14 protein-coding genes are annotated in these 18809 nt (G+C 60.6%); 3 read left to right on the forward strand and 11 right to left on the reverse strand.

The window, feature by feature from the left end; translation table 11 throughout:
* Position 1: 1 nt before the first annotated feature.
* From adhP to SxD43FB_RS10840, 4 genes are read right to left on the reverse strand one after another with little or no spacing between them, the layout of a single operon-like run.
* On the reverse strand, positions 2–1033 hold the full coding sequence (gene adhP / locus SxD43FB_RS10825; protein WP_096062176.1) for an alcohol dehydrogenase AdhP: 1032 nt from the start codon (positions 1031–1033) through the stop codon (positions 2–4).
* Positions 1034–1060: 27 nt separating this feature from the next.
* Complete coding sequence (locus tag SxD43FB_RS25575) at positions 1061–1432, reverse strand: hypothetical protein (protein WP_096062177.1); 372 nt, start codon at positions 1430–1432, stop codon at positions 1061–1063.
* Positions 1433–1474: 42 nt separating this feature from the next.
* Positions 1475–2857, reverse strand: a complete 1383-nt coding sequence (locus tag SxD43FB_RS10835; RefSeq protein ID WP_096062221.1) for an NAD-dependent succinate-semialdehyde dehydrogenase — start codon at positions 2855–2857, stop codon at positions 1475–1477.
* A 44-nt stretch (positions 2858–2901) separates the two neighbouring features.
* Positions 2902–3939, reverse strand: coding sequence for a zinc-dependent alcohol dehydrogenase family protein (locus tag SxD43FB_RS10840; RefSeq protein ID WP_096062178.1), 1038 nt, complete (start codon positions 3937–3939; stop codon positions 2902–2904).
* A gap of 372 nt (positions 3940–4311) precedes the next feature.
* Here SxD43FB_RS10840 and mgtA point away from each other — a divergent pair, with 372 nt between their 5' ends.
* Positions 4312–6927: a magnesium-translocating P-type ATPase gene (gene mgtA, locus SxD43FB_RS10845; RefSeq protein ID WP_096062222.1), complete on the forward strand. Its 2616-nt coding sequence runs from the start codon at positions 4312–4314 to the stop codon at positions 6925–6927.
* 39 nt (positions 6928–6966) lie between these two features.
* Here mgtA and SxD43FB_RS10850 read toward each other — a convergent pair whose 3' ends face one another.
* Together SxD43FB_RS10850 and dps are read right to left on the reverse strand one after the other, a co-directional pair.
* A complete protein-coding gene (locus tag SxD43FB_RS10850; protein WP_096062179.1) occupies positions 6967–7329 on the reverse strand; it encodes a response regulator in 363 nt (120 codons plus the stop codon).
* 165 nt (positions 7330–7494) lie between these two features.
* The gene (gene dps, locus SxD43FB_RS10855; RefSeq protein WP_096062180.1) at positions 7495–7974 is read right to left on the reverse strand and encodes a DNA starvation/stationary phase protection protein Dps; all 480 of its coding nucleotides are present in this window, start codon (positions 7972–7974) and stop codon (positions 7495–7497) included.
* Positions 7975–8220: 246 nt separating this feature from the next.
* Here dps and SxD43FB_RS10860 point away from each other — a divergent pair, with 246 nt between their 5' ends.
* Entirely contained in the window at positions 8221–12711 is a 4491-nt protein-coding gene (locus SxD43FB_RS10860; protein ID WP_255245676.1) for a chemotaxis protein CheB, read from the forward strand.
* A gap of 176 nt (positions 12712–12887) precedes the next feature.
* Complete coding sequence (locus SxD43FB_RS10865) at positions 12888–14552, forward strand: oleate hydratase (RefSeq protein WP_096062182.1); 1665 nt, start codon at positions 12888–12890, stop codon at positions 14550–14552.
* 19 nt (positions 14553–14571) lie between these two features.
* On the opposite strand, the gene SxD43FB_RS10870 is transcribed toward SxD43FB_RS10865, so the two are convergent.
* The 5 genes from SxD43FB_RS10870 to groES all read right to left on the reverse strand — a co-directional run bounded on the left by SxD43FB_RS10870 (position 14572) and on the right by groES (position 18771).
* Positions 14572–15498 (reverse strand): aldo/keto reductase, encoded by a 927-nt coding sequence (locus SxD43FB_RS10870; protein WP_096062223.1) that lies wholly within the window; start codon positions 15496–15498, stop codon positions 14572–14574.
* Between the two features lie 114 nt (positions 15499–15612).
* Entirely contained in the window at positions 15613–15849 is a 237-nt protein-coding gene (locus SxD43FB_RS24740; protein ID WP_141249493.1) for a hypothetical protein, read from the reverse strand.
* Between the two features lie 189 nt (positions 15850–16038).
* A complete protein-coding gene (locus SxD43FB_RS10875) occupies positions 16039–16614 on the reverse strand; it encodes a chemotaxis protein CheB (protein WP_096062183.1) in 576 nt (191 codons plus the stop codon).
* A gap of 140 nt (positions 16615–16754) precedes the next feature.
* Positions 16755–18389 (reverse strand): chaperonin GroEL, encoded by a 1635-nt coding sequence (gene groL, locus SxD43FB_RS10880; RefSeq protein ID WP_096062224.1) that lies wholly within the window; start codon positions 18387–18389, stop codon positions 16755–16757.
* Positions 18390–18483: 94 nt separating this feature from the next.
* The gene (groES, locus tag SxD43FB_RS10885; RefSeq protein ID WP_096062184.1) at positions 18484–18771 is read right to left on the reverse strand and encodes a co-chaperone GroES; all 288 of its coding nucleotides are present in this window, start codon (positions 18769–18771) and stop codon (positions 18484–18486) included.
* Positions 18772–18809: the final 38 nt, after the last annotated feature.

Consider the following 18809-nt stretch of genomic DNA (forward strand, 5'->3'; position numbering starts at 1 on the left):
GTTATGCGCTGGTAAAGTCAAGGACGACCCGGGACGGAACGTCGCCGCGCTCGAGCCGATGAAATATATCATTTATCGCGGACAGCGGCTGCAACTCGATGTCGGCTTTCACTTTCCCTTCAGCGGCAAACGCCAAGGCCTCGGCCATATCCTTGCGCGTTCCTACAAACGATCCGCGGATGGTGATGCAGTTGGCCACGACGTCAAACAGGGGCACCGGAAACTCGCCTGGCGGCAGGCCGACGAGAACACATGTCCCATGCTTGCGCGTCATCGCGACGCCTTGGTTGAATGCTACGAGCGAGGGCGCGGTGATGAGGACACCATGAGCGCCGCCGCCGGTATCCTCCTTCAGCACCTGAGCGGGATGCCCATATTTCGCGTTTATGGTGAGGTCGGCGCCAAGGCGGGTGGCGTGCGCGAGCTTGCCATCGTCGATATCGACGGCGCAGACCTTGAGGCCCATCGCCTTGGCATATTGGATGGCCAGATGCCCAAGGCCACCTGCACCCGATATGGCGATCCATTCGCCCGGCTTCGCGCCCGTTTCCTTGATGCCCTTATAGGTAGTGATCCCCGCGCAGATAAGCGGCGCGGCTTCCTTCGGGCCCAGTCCCTTGGGGATATGGGCGACATAGTTGGGATCGGCGACAACATATTCGGCAAAACCGCCATCGCGCGTATAGCCGCCAAATTCCGCGTCAGCGCAGACGGTTTCCCAGGAGGACAGGCAATATTCGCAATGCCCGCAGGCGGAATAGAGCCAGGGCACGCCGACCCTATCGCCTTCCTTCACGACGGACACGCCGGCACCCAAAGCTACGACGATGCCAATGGCTTCATGGCCCGGCGTGAAGGGCAGGCTGGGTTTGATGGGCCAATCGCCTTTGGCGGCATGAAGATCGGTATGACAGACCCCGCACGCCTCGACTTTGACCAGGATCTGGCCTGGCCCTGCCTCGGGAATGTCGCAGGATCGAAGCACGAGCGGTTGTCCGAACTGTTCGACGAAGGCGGCTTGCATCTGGGCCATGGGATATCCTTTAGTGAAGGGAAGAGATCAGGCGGCGACGGAAAGACCGAGCCCGCGCACGGCTTCGATCATCTTGGCGAGGACGGCCTGGGCGTCGCCATAGACCATGTTGCAATTATCCCCTTCGACGCGGCTATTGACGATGCCGGCATAGCCCTTCTCTTCGCCACGGTCAGGACCGCGAGCACCACATCGGCGTCGCCAACCAGCGCCTCCTGATCCACGGCAATCGCAACCCCTGCATAGGCAGTGTCGGGAAGGTCGATGCCGCTCCCGGCCACGCTTTCCATATGGAAGCCTGCCGCCCAGCTGGACGATCTTTGGGACGAGCCCTGGAACGAGCGCCACACGACGCTGATGGGTCTGCGTTTCCTTGAGGACGGTGATATTCACGTACATGTCGATGCTCCGATTGCGGGCCGATGATTGCGCGACCTTGGGCTAAGCTGGCGCCTGTAGGTCGGCTGTCCGCACGAGCTTTTTGTTGACGAAGGCCTGGATGCCCATGTCGCCAAGTTCCCGGCCATAGCCTGAGTTCTTGATGCCGCCGAACGGCAGCTCGGCATCTGACCAGCTGATATTGTTGATAAACATCATGCCTGTATCGACGCGGCTTGCGACCCGCTGGCCCCGCTGGACATCTGCGGTGAACACCGATCCGCCCAGTCCAAAGTCGGAGTCATTGGCAAGCGCGATCGCCGCATCCTCGTCCTTCACGGTAAACAGCATGGCGACGGGTCCAAAAAACTCGTCACGAAACGCAGGATTGTCGGGCTCCACGTCCGTCAATATGGTCGGCTGCATATAGGCGCCCGGCCGATCGACACGTTTGCCGCCCATAACCAGCTTGGCACCATGTGCGATGGCCGTATCGACCTGTGCGAGTAGATCGGTCAGCGCGGATTCGGTAGAAAGCGGCCCGAGGGTGGTTGCTACATCCATCGGATCGCCAGCCACGAGGGTACCAAGCGCTGCCTGGAATTTCGCTTGGAAGGCTGCGGCGAGAGGCTCTACGATAATGAAGCGCTTGGCCGCGCAGCATGTCTGGCCGGTATTGTACATGCGGCCCCAGACCGCCCATTTCACCGCGAAATCGAGATCCGCATCCTCCAGCACGATGAAGGCATCGCTCCCGCCCAGCTCCATCGAGGAGGGCTTGAGATTCTGTCCGGCCCGCGCCGCGATGCTACGGCCCGCTGCGACACTGCCGGTCAGCGCGACGCCCTTGATCCGCGGATCATCGACCACGGCGTTCGACTGCGCGTGCGAGATCAGAAGATTGGTATAGAGGCCAACGGGCGCGCCGGCGTCGATCCACAGTTGTTCAAACGCAATCGCACATTGCGGCACGCAGCCTGCATGCTTCACCAACAGAACATTGCCGGCCATCAGATGCGGTCCGGCCACCCGGGCAAGCTGATAATAGGGGAAGTTCCACGGCTCCACGCCGAAGATCATCCCGATCGGGCTGCTCTCCATATGGGCCGCGCCAATGATCGGATCGAGCTTGACAGGTGCCAGGAAGCGCTCGGCATTCTCGGCATAATAGGTAAGAATATTAGAGCTGAATTCGACCTCGCCCCGTGCCTCGTCGATCCGCTTGCCCATCTCCAGCGTCATCGTGCGCGCAAAGGCATCGACCCGCTCGTGCAGCAACGCTGCTGCCTTAGTGACGATGGTCGCCCGCTCGGCATAGCTCGTCTTTTTCCAGCTCTCGAAGCATGAAGCGGCCAGCGCGAGCTTGGCTTCAAGCTCGGCGTCGGAAATTTCCGCGAACGACTGCATTAGCGTGCCGTTCGCCGGGTTGATGCTTTGATAGGTCATGAAAAGGTCGTCCTTGAAGAGGAGCTCTGGCACTGATCTGGCAATCAGGTGGAGATTATGACCTTGAGCGCGGAGGTTTTGGCCGCATTGGCAAACGTCTCGTAGGCGTCGAGGATCTGATCGAGTTTGAAGCGGTGCGTGATCAGCAAGGTCGGGTCGATCTTGCCGGACCCCAGGCTCTTGAGGAGCATCGGTGTGCTGACCGTATCGACGAGCCGCGTGGTGATGGTGATGTTGCGGTCCCACAGATTTTCCAGATGCAGGTCCACCTTGGTGCCGTGAACGCCGATATTGGCGATGACGCCACCGGGCGCTACGATCTGCTGGCACAGCTCGAAAGTCGCCGGAATGCCGACCGCTTCGATCGCGGTATCGACGCCCCGGCTGCCGGTCATTGCCATCAAGGCCTGGCGGGCATTGCCGTCGCTGCTGTTGATTACGTCCGTAGCGCCGAACGTCTTTGCGACTGCAAGCCGGTTGTCATCAAGGTCGATCATGATCATCTGCGCAGGCGAATAGAATTGCGCGGTAAGGAGGGCTGCCAGCCCGATCGGGCCAGAGCCTACAATGGCGACACTTGCCCCCGGCTGCACCTTTCCGTTCAACACGCCGCATTCAAAGCCTGTGGGCAGTATGTCGCTCAGCATGACGAGCGCCTCCTCATCAGCCCCTTGCGGGATCGGATAGAGGCTGGTGTCGGCATAGGGAATGCGCACAAATTCGGCTTGGGTGCCATCGATGCTGTTGCCGAGGATCCAGCCGCCCGTCGTACAGTGAGAGTATATCTGCCGACGACAATAGTCGCATTTACCGCAGGCTGTGATGCACGAAATCAGGACATGATCGCCGGGTTTGAAGCTCGATACCCCCGCCCCAACGGCCTCGATGACACCCACGCCTTCATGACCCAATATCCGGCCCGGCGCGCAGCTCGGCACATCGCCCTTGAGGATATGGAGGTCGGTCCCGCAGATCGTGGTCTTGGCGACCCGTACAATCGCATCGGTCGGTGCGAGGATCGCAGGATTGGGACGATCCTGCAGCGATTTGCGGCCAGGGCCGTCATACACAAGTGCTTTCATGATCGAACGTCCCATAGGTTTGAATGGCCCGCCCGTCGTCGCGTCCAAGACGCATTGCCGGGAAGGATTTCGCCGTAACGGCAAGGCGTTCGGCTGGCTGGTCCGACTATAGAAGTTGACGGTTTGCCCGGCAGGGTCGGAAACTACTCAAGATCGGCAGAGCCCGATCTACCCCCCTCAGCGCACTTGCGGAGCAAGCATCCCGCTGCGCCGATCGCTCGTCGCGACCCAGCGATATAAGCGCGGCCCATTGAGTAATTTCCGAGCCTTTCGGATCGGTTCGCCCCCGCGCTACGAGCGGACCTTACGCTTGTTGAGGTCGGGCGCGCGGTTCGGGCGTCCCAATATTGCACGATGACGGAGATGCGATTCATGACCCAGCGTCAGGCCGTACCCGACCCACGGACGCAATCGGGATCGCGCCTGCCCGCGAGCGGGACCAGCAGGGGCGAGCCGCCATTCTGGACGCAGTCGGTCGACGCCCTTTGCGCCGCGCTCCAGTGCGGGCGGGATGGGCTTACGGTCGCGCAAGCGGCGTCGCGGCTGGACCAACATGGCCCCAATGCCGACGCGAAGGTCAAACCGGTCAACATCGTTCGCGCTGTCGCGCGCCGCCTGCTCGAGCCCCTATCCCTCATCCTGCTGGCTGCAGCCTTGTTGTCGACTGCGACCGGAGACATAGTGGGTGGGTCGATCATCGCGGTCATTCTGATCGTGTCGATCGGCCTCGATACGGCGCAGGAGGGCCATGCTGTCCGCGCCGCCGACGTGCTGCGGCAATCGGTCGCGCTGACCGCGGAGGTTCGGCGGGACGGCGCCTTCGTGCAGGTACCGGTCGAGACAGTGGTTCCGGGCGATCTCATCCGGGCGCGTGCTGGCGATATCATCCCGGCAGATGCGCTTGTGATAGAGAGTACCGCCTTCACCGCCAACGAGGCGGCGCTCACCGGCGAGCCCTATCCCGTCGAGAAGAGGTCGGGAGCGGTTACGGCACTGTCGGCGAGCCAGGCCACCGGTGCGCTGTTCCGTGGCGCGGTCGCCCAGACCGGCGAGGCCGTCGCGCTGGTGGTGGCGACCGGGCGCGCGACGATCTTCGGTGCGGCCGCCGATGCGCTGGGAGCAGCCGCCACGGCGTCGCCCTTTCAACGGGACCTGCGCGCCTATGGCCTGCTGACTGCGCGCCTCACAATGGCGCTCGTCGTCATCGTCCTCGCCACGAGCGTCTTCTTCGGACGGCCAGTCCTGCAGTCGCTTCTCTTTGCCGTCGCCCTTGCCGTGGGCCTCACGCCAGAACTCCTGCCAATGATCACGACCGTCACCCTGTCGCGCGGCGCGATGCGCATGGCACGGCGCAAGGTGATCGTAAAACGGCTCGCGTCCATCCATGATCTGGGCGCCATGACGATATTGTGCACCGACAAGACCGGAACGCTGACCTCAGCGCAAATCACGCTCGCGCACAGCCTTTCCCACGCGGGCCAGGAGGACGCGAGACCGGCCCATCTGGGCGCTATTGCTGCCATTCTGGGCGGCGATCGGGGCGCGCTGGACGCGGCGCTTGTTGCAGGGGATCCCAAGGCTGACGAGGGCTGGACGTCGCTGGGTCGGCATGCGTTCGATTTCTCCCGGCGTCTGGGATCGGTGCTGGCGAGTGGCACGGAGGGCACCATGCTGATCGCCAAGGGCGCGCCCGAGGCAATCTTGGCGCTCTGCGCCGGATACCGGCAAGAGGGTCTGGTTGTAGCGATGAGCGTGACCGATCGCGCCGCCGCGCTTGCTCAGGTCCGCGCGCTGGCCGAGAAGGATGGCCTTCGCTCTATTGCCATCGCCTCGCGGCCATGGGTCGGCGCGGCGCATGATCCAGGAACGGCGGACGAGGCCGATCTCGTGTTCGAGGGCATCTGCGCGTTTGACGATCCACCAAAGCCAACGGCCGCAGCGGCCATCGCCCGGCTGAAGGCGGCGGGGATAGGTCTGAAAATTCTTTCAGGCGACGATCCCGTCGTCGTTCGCAGGCTCGCGACGCTGGTGGGCCTCAACGCCGCAACGGTCCTCTCTGGCACCGACATCGCGCATCTGAGCGACGATGCGCTTGCCGTGCAGGTCCGTTTGGTGGACGCCTATGGCCGTCTTGCGCCTGACCAGAAATCACGGATCGTCCGCGCGCTACAAGCAGGAGGCGCGGTGGTGGGCTATCTTGGTGATGGCATCAACGATGCACCAGCCCTCAAAGCTGCGGATATAGGGCTGTCGGTGTCCGGAGCCGTCGGCGTAGCGCAGGCCGCCGCCGACATGATACTCCTCGATCAGGATCTTGCCGTGGTGGGCGATGGCGTGGAAGAAGGCCGACGGACATTTGCCAATATCCTTAAATATGTCCGGATGGGCGCAAGCTCGAATTTCGGCAACATGCTCTCAATGGCGGTCGCCTCACTGTTCCTGCCCTTCCTGCCGATGTTGCCGACGCAAATCCTGCTCAACAACCTGCTCTACGATATCTCCGAGATTGGCATACCGTTCGACACCGTTCGGCCGGAAGCCGTAGCCCGGCCGCAGATATGGGATATGCGCGCCCTCATCCGGTTTGCCGCAATCATGGGTCCGCTATCGTCGGCGTTCGATCTGCTGACGTTCGGCGGCCTGATCTTCCTGTTCGACGCATCGCCGCCGGAGTTTCGGACAGCCTGGTTCCTGGAATCGATGGCGACCCAGATACTGGTCATCTTCATTATCCGAACCAATGGGCGGCCCTGGGCCGATCTGCCTCGCCCAATACTGGCCGTGACATCGCTCGGCGCGCTTTTGGTTGCGGTCGTCCTGCCCTTCACGCCGGCGGCGCCACTTCTCAGCTTCCAGGTCCCCCCGCTGGCGATGACGGGCGGCATCATGCTTCTGGTGATCGCCTATCTCTTCTGCGCAGAGCTGCTCAAGCAGGCGGCGATCCGACCTTTCGCTAAGCATCAAGCGAGACGACATCGGGCCAATTAGCGCATTCAGGCGAGCCGCCGTAAGTTTGACCGATCCGCGCTACGCGGTAGCCCGCCTCGCCTGCGCAATCCCACCCATCAAGCCGCTGAGGTTGAACGGCTTGGCGACAATGATCGCGTCTTTCACCTGTTCCCTGATCAGCTGGGGGTCCCCGGTAGTATAGAAATGCGGTATGAACCCATGTGCAAGGATCTGCCGCATCGCAGATACGCCGGTCCCCTCGCTAAGATTGGCGTCGACGATCATCAGGTTCGGCTTGTAGCGCTCTGCTGCAGCCACTGCTTCATCTTCGGTGCCAGCTATAGCTAGCACGTCATAGTCCATGCCGATCAACAGGTCAGCCAGGTCCATGGCGATCAGGGCATCATCCTCGACGAGGACGATACGCAAACGCTCTGTCATCGGACATCTTCGCCCGCGCCGCCTTCATAGACCCAGTTGGCGATGGCACCTCTCGTCGGCGCTGCCGCCGGGCCTTGGTCCGCGACCTTCGAGGACCGGGTTTCGACAGGGACTTGACGATTCGCCTTCCCGTCACGAAGTCGACCTTGAAGGGGCAGGCGAGCCTCAAGCGGGCACATTATGCGACTCGATGAACCAGAGTTGCTTGTCGGTGGTGCGCGAAACCTCTGTAAAGAGGTCCGCAGTGTCGACATCGCCAAAGGCGGTGGCTTCACCGATCGCGCCACGGGCCGATGTCCCAAAGGCGGCGAGCGCCGCGGCGATAGCCCCAAGATGCATTTCCTCCTGGCCGACGCCCAGCAGATAGGGTGGCAGGAAAGATCGCTCGGCTGCCACCTGCAATGTGCCCTTGGCGACCCCACCGAGGCCGCCAACACGCTCTGCGATGACGTCCGACATCGCTTCTGCCTCGACCGAGATTCGATCGAACAGCTCATGGATCGCAATGAAAGCGGGACCGCGCACGTTCCAGTGCGCCTGCTTGAGCTGCGCGTGCAAATCGATCGCCGCTGCGAGATGTTTGTTCAACAGGTCTATCGACTGCCCGCGGATCTGCTCGGGCAAACTGTTCTGCGTTGGAAACATGATCGCTTCTCCTGGCCGCCATTGCGGTAGCTCGATGCTGGCGCACGCCGGATGGCGCGGACAGCGATGGGGGTTCGCGGCTATCACTGCCCCAGGTCGCGCCATTTCCTCAGCATCGGAAACTACTCAAGCCGCTGGTGTGTTGACCATGGTGCGTTGACCCCTGAGTGCCGTTTCTCGCGAAGTCGTGAAGGGTATGCCTCAACATGTGCTACCCCTTGTCACATCCACCAGCAGAGATCGGTCATGTCTATGGCGACGAAAAAAGTTCCGGCCATCGCGCTGCAGGGCAATAGCGCACCTCCCGAACCGCCTGTTTCGATCAAGGACGCCGCGCTTCCACTACTAGCGCGCGGCCCTCCGCCGGTCATGCCGGTTGTCGCAATCGGGGCCTCGGCGGGAGGCCTCGATGCAGCCTGCAAGCTGATTGGCGCACTCCCGGTGCAGTCCGGAATGACCTTCATCATCGTTCAACATCTAGATCCGACCCATGAAAGCCTGCTGGGAGACCTCCTGGCCGAACACACGATGATGAAGGTCACGGAGGCGACCGATGGGCGCCTTCTCCTCCCCAACGAAATCTATATCATTCCCCCGGCGCGCTATTTGTCCGTACGAGCCGGCGCGCTGCATCTTTCCGCGCCGCAGGCCCATCACGGCGCACGCCTGCCGTTCGACTTCCTGATCAAGTCGCTCGCTGAAACTTATGGTCCCCGCACCGCCTGCATAATCCTGTCTGGAACAGGGTCGGACGGAAGTCTCGGTATAGCGGAGCTCAAGGCGAAGGGTGGCTTCATCATAGCCCAGAAGCCCGAAGAAGCCGAATATGACGGCATGCCGCGCAGCGCGATCGACACGGGACTGGTCGATGCGATTTTGCCGGTCCAGGAGATGCCGGAGGCGCTCGAGAAATTTGGAGCGCACATACCCGCCCAGCCAACATACGCCGTGGCAAACGAGAGCCCGACTACGGGCCTCGCCGCGATCGTTTCGTATCTCAAGGACAAGACTTCTCACGATTTTCGGCAGTATAAGCCCGGGACGCTCGAACGGCGCATCGAGCGTCGGATGGCGCTGCTGTCCATCGAGCGCGGCAATCTGGGCGCTTATCACGACCTGCTGCGCAAGGACCCCGCCGAACGCGAACTGCTCGCCAAGGATCTCCTCATCAATGTGACCAGCTTTTTCCGCGATCCCAAGGTTTTCGAGACTCTGGCGAAATCGATCATACCCGACATCATCAAGACCCTCCCCGATCATCAGCCCCTGCGTATTTGGGCCGCAGGCTGCAGCACCGGAGAGGAAGCCTATTCCATCGCGATGGTTTGCCGCGACGCTATTGCTGCTTCCAATCGCGATATCAAACTGCAGGTCTTCGCCTCCGACGTCGATCCCGATGCGATCGCGACCGCCCGGGAAGGTCTCTATTCGTTTGACATCAGCCACGCCGTCACGGCTGACCGGATCGCGCGTTTTTTCGTGAAGGAGGAGGTCGGCTACCGGGTTGCCACCACGCTGCGCGGCGACGTCGTATTCACGGTGCAGGACATATTATCCGACCCGCCCTTTTCCAGAATCGATCTGGTTTCATGCCGTAATCTGCTCATCTATCTCAATCCCGAGGCGCAGGCGAAGGTGATCGCCCTTTTTCATTTTGCCCTGCGGGAGGGCGGCATCCTACTGCTTGGCTCCTCCGAAACGGTCGGCAATGCCGACGGCAGGTTCGAGACCATCTCGAAGGACGACCGTATCTATCGTCATGCCATCCGTAGCCGTCCCGGGGAGCCTGGCTTCCCCTTGAGTTTTGGCGACGCCCTGCCGCTGCTCGGGAAATCCGATGGCACCGCTCCCCCGGCGCGGCAGAGCACCCTGGCTGACATCTGTCGCAGGGCGGTCCTCGCGAGCCACGCGCCCGCTGCCGTTCTGATCAATCGTAAGCGCCAGTGCCTCTACTCGCTGGGCCCGACCGACCGCTATCTGCGGATCGCACCTGGCTATGCGACGCTCGATCTGCTCGCAATGGCTACGCCGGCACTACGGACAAAGCTCAGGCTCGCGATCGACAAGGCAAGCAAGGCACAGCCGCGCGTCGATGCCGGGAAGACCCGGCTTACCTTTGACGGGAAAACGATAGTCTTCGATATCGACGTCCAGTGGCTTCCGGGCGAAGGGGAGGATCTGCTGCTGGTCTGCTTTGTGGAAGACAGTATCCAGGACACAGCGGCGCCCTCACCCAGGAAAAAGGCCGATGCGACACGGGTTGCCGAGCTTGAACGCGAGCTTGAGGCGAGCCAGGCCGAGCTCCAGACGGCGATTGAGAACCAGGAAACCTCAAGTCAGGAGCAGAAGGCGATCAATGAAGAAGCGCTTTCCGTCAACGAGGAGTTTCAATCGACGAATGAGGAGCTGCTGACGTCCAAGGAAGAGTTGCAGTCCTTGAACGAGGAACTGAGCGCCCTCAACAGTCAGCTACAAGAAACCCTTGAACGCCAGCGTTTGACCTCGGACGATCTCCAGAATGTGCTCTACAGCACCAATGTCGGGACCCTGTTCCTGGACATGGATCTCAATATCCGGTTCTTCACACCTGCCATCAAATTGCTTTTCAACGTCATCCCGGGCGATGTGGGGCGTCCGCTTGCCGATCTTCATTCGATCGCGACCGACAACGAACTGCTGATCGATGCGCGCAAAGTACTGCAGGATGAGGCCCCGATCGAGCGGGAGGTGAGCGCACCGGACGCGGCCTGGTTCGTCAGGCGGATTTTCCCCTATCGTGCGCACGACAATCGCGTCGAAGGTGTCGTGATCACTTTTGCCGACATTACCGAACGAAAACTCAGCTCCAAGGCGTTGGAGGCGGCAAAACTTGAGGCCGAACGCGCCAATCTGGCAAAATCGCGCTTCCTTGCGGCCGCCAGCCATGATCTGCGCCAGCCGCTGCAGTCGCTGACCTTGCTTCAGTCGCTGCTGGCGCAGACTGTCGAAGGCGAGAAGCCGCAGAAACTGATCGCCCGGCTCGACCAGACGCTTGGCGCTATGTCGGGCATGCTCAACGCTCTCCTGGACATCAATCAAATCGAAGCCGGCGTCGTCGAAGCGCACCCCATTGCCTTCCCGGTGGCCCAGGTGCTCGATCGGCTGCGTGACGAGTTCGCCTATATGGCGCAGGCGCGCGGCCTTTCACTCCATATTCTGCCGAGCTCAGCGATGATCGAGAGCGATCCGGCACTGCTTGAACAGATGGTGCGCAACCTGCTCGGCAATGCGCTCAAATATACCAAGCGTGGCAAAATCCTGTTGGGTTGCCGCCACCGCGGTCCGGATCTGAGGATCGAACTTTGGGACACGGGCGTCGGCATTGCCGAAGGCGAGCTGCATGCGATCTTCGAGGAATTCCATCAGGTCGGAAACGAAGCGCGAGAACGCAGCCAAGGTCTTGGCCTCGGGCTCTCCATCGTCCAACGGCTGGGACATCTGCTCGGACACGCCATAGATGTTCGGTCGCAGCTTGGAAAAGGATCGGTCTTTGCGATCAACGTGCCATGCCTAGATGACGGATCAATCGTGAGCGGGTCGGACATCGAGGCGGAGGAGCCCGAGATGTCGGACATCGAGGCGGAGGAGCCCGAGAGCCTGTCGCCCCGCCATCGCTGCAAGATCGTCATCGTCGACGATGACCCCGATGTCCTAGAGCTGCTCGAGGAGCTGCTCAAGACCGATGGACATATCGTGAGGACCGCCGTGGACGCCCCCAATGCTTTGAAACTGATCGCGGCCGGGGCCATTCGGCCCGAAATCCTGTTGACCGACTATAATCTCCCCAATGGTGTGAACGGCCTCGCGCTTTTGAAGCTGCTTCGCGACACGCTCCAGCACCCGCTTCCCGCCATCATTCTGACCGGCGACATATCGAGCGATACGCTTGCAAAAATCGCGGCGGAAAATTGTATCCAGCTAAGCAAGCCGGTCAAACCCAGCGATCTTACTTCAGCGATTGAACGGCTCGTTCCCAAAGGCGTCCCGCTTTCCCGACGCGTGGAGTCGGCCACAAGCGATGGCTCGGCCCCAATGGTCTATGTCGTGGACGACGATCCTGAGATCAGGGCATCCATTCGAGACGTTCTTGAGGGGCATGACCGCACAGTGGCCGATTTCGGCAGCGCAGAGGCATTTCTGGGCAGCTATCGCCCGGGGCCAGAAGGCTGCCTGTTGATTGACGCGCATCTCCCCGGCATGAGCGGCCTTGCTTTGCTTGACCAATTGCGAACGCGGGGCGACCACCTGCCCGCCATCCTCATCACGGGCAGCGGCGATATCGGGCTTGCGGTGGAGGCTATGAAGATCGGTGCCTGTGACTTCATCGAGAAGCCGGTGGGACGGCTGGAACTGCTAGCCAGCATCGGACGGGCGATCAACCAGTCGCGGGACATCCGGATCATCGATGCCGCGCAGGAGATCGCGGCCGGTCATGTCGCGGATCTTACGTCACGGCAACGCGAGGTCATGGACATGGTCCTCGCCGGCCATCCCAGCAAGAATATCGCTGCGGACCTGGGAATCAGTCAGCGCACCGTCGAAAACCATCGCGCTGCCATCATGCACAAGATGGAGGCGAAATCGCTTCCCGAACTGGCACGCAGCGCGCAGGCGGCGGCCGCGTATGGCCATCAGAACGAAGCGGCGCTGGGACCGATATCGGCCGCCGATCCCATTGCCGTTGAGACAGCGGGATAGCGAGGCCGGGATATATCGACACGGCGAGGGAAAAGCGCCGATATGGCGGTCCGCTGTTTCGATGCTGAGTATTTTCCGACGCTTTGGCGGCGGCGAGGATTTGTTATCCGGCTCCAACCCCGAACACAGCCGGCCCAGTTGGGCGATGGGCTGGCGGCGCAACAAGGAGCATCGTCATGGACCATCGCCACGCCGCCCAAGCAGCGCCCAATGATCGCCAGGGCGGCACCGTCACGGCGGGAACGAGGAAAGCCTATCTCGTAGGCGGCGGCATCGCTTCCATGGCGGCGGCCGCATTCCTCATCCGCGACGGCGATATGCGCGGATGCGATATCACCATCCTTGAGGAAAGCGACCGCCTAGGCGGGAGCCTTGATGGAGCGGGTTCAGCCAAAACAGGCTTTGTCTTGCGCGGTGGGCGCATGCTCGAAAGCAAATATCTTTGCACCTTCGAGCTCTTTGAATCGATACCGACCCTGGACGGGAGGACCACTGTCACACAGGAGATTGTCGACTGGAACAAGACGATGAAGACATCATCAAAGTCGCGATTGGTCCGAAACGCGCAGCGAGAGGTGGATCCCAGGTTCGGCCTCACCGAGCGACACATCTTGACGATCGAACGTCTGGCGATTGAACCCGAGGCGATGCTCGGCCGGACCAGCATTGCCGACCAGTTCGATCAAACTTTCTTCCGGACCAATTTCTGGGAAATGTGGTGCACTACCTTCGCCTTCCAGCCATGGCATAGCGCCGTCGAGTTCAAGCGCTACCTCGTGCGCTTTGTCCATATGATCTCGGGATTTGGACGGCTCGAAGGCATCATGCGCACCGTCTATAATCAGTATGACTCCCTGGTGCGGCCGTTGCAGAAATGGCTTGAGGAGCGTGGGGTCAACTTTACTTTGGACACGAGGGTGAGCGACCTCGGCCTGAACGATCGCGAAGGCAAGGCTGTCGTCGAGAGAATCTTCTATGATCGTGCCGGCGAGGGATCGAGCATCGCCATGGCCGAAGGCGACCTTGTGCTCGTGACGCTGGGCTCCATGACAGAAGGGTCGCGCCTGGGCACGATGGACGCAGCGCCAGACCTCGCGACGAAGGCTGATGGTGGAGCCTGGAGCCTTTGGGAAACAATCGCCGACGGCAGGCCGGAATTCGGTCGCCCCGCTGCCTTTGACGGCAATATCGACCAGTCGAAATGGACGTCGTTCACTATGACGCTGAGCGATCCGACTTTCCTTCGCCTGGTGCGCGATTTTACCGGCAACGTGCCCGGCGAGGGAGGCCTTATCACCTTTCCCCAATCCAATTGGCTGGCATCGATCGTGATCCCGCATCAGCCGCATTTCATCGACCAGCCAGAGGGCGTCAGCGTCTGCTGGGGCTATGGGCTGTCAGTCGATGCGCCCGGTAACTTCGTCAAAAAGCCCCTGTCGGCCTGCAGCGGCAGGGAGATCATGATTGAGATCATGGGCCATTTGGGTATCGAGAACGAAGCCCTCGCTATCATCGAGACGTCGACCTGCATTCCCTGCATGATGCCCTTCATCACCAGCCAGTTCATGCCGCGCGTACATGGCGACCGGCCTTCAGTCATCCCGACAGGCACGCATGATCGGGCTTTGCTGGGCCAATATTGCGAGCTGCCAGACGATGTCGTGTTCACGGTCGAATATTCGATCCGATCCGCACAGACGGCGGTCTATGCCTTGCTCGGCCTCGATCGCAAGCCACCGGCCGTTTATAAGGGGAAGTTCGACGTGCGCGTGCTGGCCCGCGCCTTGATGGCTTTGCATGGCGTAGGCCATGGCAAGAGCGACACTGCGTTCATCGCTTGAGGGCAGCGCAGCTATGATCTCACCTTGATCGTCTGTGTTTTGCGCGGGGGATCAACGCGCCAGCCCATGAGCCAGCGGCCTTGAGCGATAGGGTGTGCCTGCTCGTCATTTTCGGGCCATGATTGCCCCCCACTGTCTCGGTCAGCCCGTCAAGATATGCCATGTCCTCGTCGCTGATGGCGAAGTCGACGTCTGCATTCTCCAGGATCCGGGCTGCGTGGGTCGACTTTGGCAAGGCAACCACATCTTTCTGCGACACGTAACGAATGCACATCTGTGCGACTGACTTCTCGTAACGAATTGCCATGTCGCGGATCGCCGGGTTGTTAAGGATCGCGCCGGTCGCAAGTGGTGAATAGCCTTCAATCTGGATAGCGTGGTCGCGGCAAAAGCTGGAAATCTCCTTCTGCGTATGGCCGATGAAGAATTTGATTTGGTTGACCATTGGATCGACCAGGCATCCGTTCAGGATCGACTGTAGATGATCCACATCGAAGTTGGACACACCGATCGCCTCCGCGCGCGCGGAGGCATAAATCCTCTCGAAAACCCGCCAGATGGCTTTGTTCTGGGTCGAGAAATCCGCGCCCATCTGTGCCCACGGCCAAGGGGCGTGGATCAGATAGAGATCGACATAGGCAAGGTCTAGCGCCTTCATGGTAGCCTCGAAGCTCGCCTGAACCTCTTCATGATCCTTGATTTCCGCCGGCAGTTTGGATGTCACGAAGATCTCTTCTCGTGGGACACCGCTGTCGCGCATAGCGCGACCTACACTCGCCTCGTTGCCATAGGCCTGGGCGGTATCGATGAGCCGATACCCGCTGGCCAGCGCGGCCAGAATGGCTTGATAGGCTTGGTCGCCATCGGGGATTTGCCAAGTGCCAAAGCCGATCTTTGGAATCGGTTTGCCATTTGCAAGGGGGAAGCACTCTTGCAGGATACTCATCAGATGTCCCTCCTGGCGGCGCATGCCTGCTCCGGCGTCCGGCTAATGAACGCCAAAGCCAGCCGGTCAACTCGTGCGAGCTTTTCGACAGCCGCCCGACCGCCCCGCAACGCCTCAGGCAACTGCGTTGCTCGATCGACGCTCGACCAGCGGGTGTACGCTCAGACAGATCGCCTCCATCTCGCACCCTACGCACTCTTCTGGCGTGCTCATCGTCTCTACGCACCGGTCGAGATAGAGCTGCGCGAGACGGGAATAGGACCAGGCAGCGGGAAAGTCGGTCGCGCGCGCTGCGTTGTTGCTTTCCGTTCGAGCCCGCGCTTTCAGGAAGGATTTCGTTTCTACCGGCATGGTTCGTCTCCTGATGTTCCCCCCTGAGGGATCCTTTGGAAGGGGCGCTGATCGAATCCATGTTGGATCAGCCTCTCCTTCCGCGATAGAAGGCTGGAGCCCGCTGTCGAAGGATCGGAAATTACCTACTGCCGAGCTTAGCTGTGGTGCCAAATTGAAACGGGGAACCTTCACCGCGATATCGGACGTTCAGCCAGCCGGTTGGATGATTTCTGTAATCTTGGCAGCGATGTTCTCAGGAGTGAGGATAAAATCAACGCATCCACTCGCGATAGCGCTGTTGGGCATATCGGGTTGGCCGGCTGAATCCGGCATCTGCGCGATGGTGATGCCGCCGACTTCGCGGATGCCGCATAGGGCTTCAGCACCATCGCCGTCATAGCCAGAAACGATCACCGCGACGAGCCGGCCGTGCCAATGGTCTGTCAGGGAACGCAGAAAAACGGTGATGACGTCAGGCCATCCGCGCGGCTTGGAGATCGGCTCCAGCCGGAACTCACCATTCAGGACATGCAGATCTCGCTGTGGCGGAATGACGAAGACGCAGTTGGGCCGAATATCGAGGCCTTCGGTGATGAGTTCGACCGGCATCTGCGTGTAGCCGGGGAGTATCTCGTGCAGGAGCGTCGAGACGGTGCGCAAATGATTGACGATAACGATTGCGGCGCCAAGATCGAGCGGCAAATTGGCAAGCAGGCGCTCATAGGCGTCCAGGCCACCGGCGGATCCGCCTACGCATATGATGGGCAGATCTTGCGGTATCATAGCGCTCAACGCTCTCCTGTCATGCGGCGGGGCAGTTTGAGGGCAGATAGAACGGCTGCCGAAATGCGCAGACCAGACCCTGGGGCCAAAGTTCCTTACTTTGGCCCCAGGGTCAAACAGGCAACATCACAGCGGACGGATTAGAAACCCATCCCACCAATGCCACCTGGCATTGCGGGCATTGCCGATGCATCTTGCGGCATCTCCGCTACAGCAGCTTCGGTGGTGATGAGCAGGCCTGCAACAGAGGCGGCATCCTGCAGAGCGGAACGCACGACCTTCGTCGGATCGATGACGCCCGATTTGACAAGATTCTCATATTGCTCGGTCTGGGCGTTGAACCCCAGATTCTGGTCATTACCATCTATTAGCTTGCCAACCACCACGGCACCATCATGGCCCGCATTTTCGGCAATCTGCCGAAGCGGTGCCTGAAGGGACTTGCGAATGATGTCTATGCCCCTGGTCTGGTCCTCATTGACGCCCCTGAGGTCATCGAGGGCTTTACTGGCATAAAGCAATGCAGTGCCGCCGCCCGGAACGACGCCTTCCTCGACAGCCGCACGCGTCGCGTGCAGCGCGTCGTCTACGCGATCCTTGCGCTCCTTGACTTCCACTTCGGTAGAGCCGCCGACCTTGATGATCGCCACGCCTCCAGCAAGCTTGGCGAGGCGCTCCTGGAGCTTTTCCTTGTCATAGTCGCTGCTCGTATTCTCGATCTGGGCCCGGATCGCCTCGACGCGGCCCTTGATCGCCTCGGCATCACCCGCGCCATCGACGATCGTGGTCGTATCCTTGTCGATGGTCACGCGCTTGGCGGTGCCGAGCATCTCGATCGTCACATTCTCGAGCTTGATACCAAGATCCTCGGAGATCAGCTGTCCCTTGGTCAGGATTGCAATGTCTTCGAGCATCGCCTTACGCCGATCACCAAAGCCAGGCGCTTTGACGGCCGCGATTTTGAGGCCGCCCCGCAGCTTGTTCACAACCAGCGTGGCCAATGCCTCGCCTTCAATGTCCTCTGCGATAATCAGGAACGGTCGACCCGATTGAACGACGGCTTCGAGAATGGGAAGGATCGCCTGCAGGTTCGAGAGCTTCTTCTCGTGGATGAGGATATAGGGATCCTGCAGCTCGACCTGCATCTTTTCCGCGTCGGTGATGAAATAGGGCGAGAGATAGCCCCGGTCGAACTGCATCCCCTCGACGACATCCAGTTCGAACTCGAGACCCTGGGCCTCCTCGATCGTGATGACGCCTTCCTTGCCGACTTTTTCCATGGCTTCGGCGATCTTGCGGCCGACGACCTCATCGCCATTGGCTGAGATTATGCCAACCTGGGCGATTTCCTCATTGTTCGATACCGGCTTGGACCGGGCCTTGAGATCCTCGACGACTTTGATGACGGCCAGATCGATTCCGCGTTTCAGATCCATGGGATTGACGCCTGCCGACACCGATTTCATGCCTTCGCGCACGATCGCCTGGGCAAGGACGGTAGCGGTGGTGGTGCCGTCGCCGGCATGGTCATGGGTCTTGGAGGCGACAGCCCGCAACATCTGAGCACCCATATTCTCGAACTTGTCCTTGAGCTCGATTTCCTTTGCGACGGTGACGCCGTCCTTTGTGATGCGCGGGGCGCCATAACCTTTGTCGATAACGACGTTGCGGCCCTTTGGCCCTAACGTCACACGAACCGCATTGGCGAGAATATCGACGCCCCTGGTGATGCTTTCACGCGCATCGCGGGAGAATTTTACGTCCTTGGCTGACATGGTCATATACCTTCTTGGATTATCGGATATCGAACTCGGCCGGTTTTGACGCTGGCGCGGAGACCTGAAATTCTGGTGACGTAGCGGCCGGAACTCAGCTGAGGATACCCAGGACGTCGCTCTCCTTCATGATCAGCAGGTCCTCGCCATCAACCTTCACTTCGCTGCCGGACCATTTTCCGAACAGGATCTTGTCGCCAGCCTTCACGTCCAGAGGAATGATCGCTCCATCTTCGCTGCGGATGCCGGTTCCAATCGCGACGATCTCCCCTTCCTGCGGCTTTTCCTTGGCGGTATCAGGAATGATGATCCCACCTGCCGTCTTGGCCTCGGCCTCGATACGGCGAACGAGCACGCGGTCGTGCAATGGACGAAATGTCATGGTCGTCTATCCTTTTGCTGGTGAGCGATGGTCTGTCG

The organism is Sphingobium sp. D43FB, assembly GCF_002312805.1.
Classification (GTDB): Bacteria; Pseudomonadota; Alphaproteobacteria; order Sphingomonadales; family Sphingomonadaceae; genus Sphingobium.